The organism is Caballeronia udeis, assembly GCF_001544555.2.
Lineage (GTDB): Bacteria > Pseudomonadota > Gammaproteobacteria > Burkholderiales > Burkholderiaceae > Caballeronia > Caballeronia udeis.
Window position 1 is genome coordinate 1 of the sequence record NZ_FCOK02000203.1, and the last position, 1,280, is coordinate 1,280.

Here is a 1,280-nt window from a genome sequence, read left to right on the forward strand (position 1 = left end):
AACTTATAATTGGTACTGGCTTGTCGACGGCCTGATGGCCGCGGGCTTTGCCGTCCATCTGGCAAATACGTCAGCCATCAAGCAGTACGAGGGCCTGAAATACGCCGGTGATGAACGAGATGCCGTATTTCTCGCGCATATGTTCCGTCTCGGGCTATTGCCCGAGGGTTATATTTATCCGTCAGCGGAGCGCGGCTTACGTGATCTCGCCCGCAAGCGCATGCAACTCGTACAGCAACGCACGCTGAACACTCTTAGTATCGAGAACATCCTGGCACGGCAGTTAAATCTGCGCCTCAACGCACAACAGGTTCGCCACCTCGATAACGCGGCTGTGACTGCGCTGCGCTTGTCGCCGCATATCGAGTGTGCGTTGATGGCCAACCTCACGGTTGTGCGCACGCTGCAGGATCAAATCCATGCAATCGAAACCGTCCTGCACAGCACCGTGAAACTGCGCCCCGAGTTCGCGATCCTCAAGACCGTGCCCGGGATCGGTGAGACCCTCGCGACCACCATCATGCTGGAAACGGGTACCATCGCCCGCTTTCACAGCGTCGGGCAGTTCAGTTCCTACTGCCGATGCGTCGAGAGCAAGCGGATCTCGAATGGTAAGAAGAAGGGTGAAGGCAACGCAAAGAACGGCAACAAGTATCTTTCCTGGGCCTTCATCGAGGCTGCGGCCGTTGCCATGCGCAGTTGTCCGCAGGCGAGACGCTTCTATGAGCGCAAAAAAGCCCGACGCATGCCCGTGGTCGCGATGAAGGCGCTTGCGCATAAGCTCGCGCGCGCGGCCTTCTACATGTTACGAGACGGAAAACCTTTCGAGGTGACCAAATGCTTTGGTTAGATTCGGCGGGGCCGTGAGCCCGGTAAAAGTGTTGGCGTGAACCCAGGTCAGTTGATTGGGCCACGTGCTCCCGCCGTCCCCCAATCAGCGATTGCTGGGATGCCCAGACCGCGAGCCGAGACGAGCCTGGCACTGCTAACGCAGCAAGCCGATTCTTGTTGAATACTCCTGTGGACCCTGGTCTGGTACCGATGGTTTTCTGGGGCTTTGTATGAGCCACGGGCGAGTGCCAGAATACCGGCGCCCGCCTTGATCCCGATGGATGACTGGAGCAGACCAGTTCTGCAACCAGGCGAGCGAAAAATCGGATGCATGCTCATGCGTGTCGACGTGGTAGGCGGCGGTTGAAACTGTTTCGGCTAAGCAGGCTAAAGCCTGAGAGAGGCGTTTTATCTCTTGATCTAGGCCTTTCAATGGATGACACTTTTAA

The 1,280-nt window shown here is 57.1% G+C and carries 1 protein-coding gene; it reads left to right on the plus strand.

All coding sequences use genetic code 11. The features are described from left to right. Positions 1-850, plus strand: an 850-nt coding sequence (locus AWB69_RS45200) for an IS110 family RNA-guided transposase (RefSeq protein ID WP_062093236.1), incomplete at its 5' end; no start/stop codon positions are given. Positions 851-1,280 lie beyond the last annotated feature (430 nt).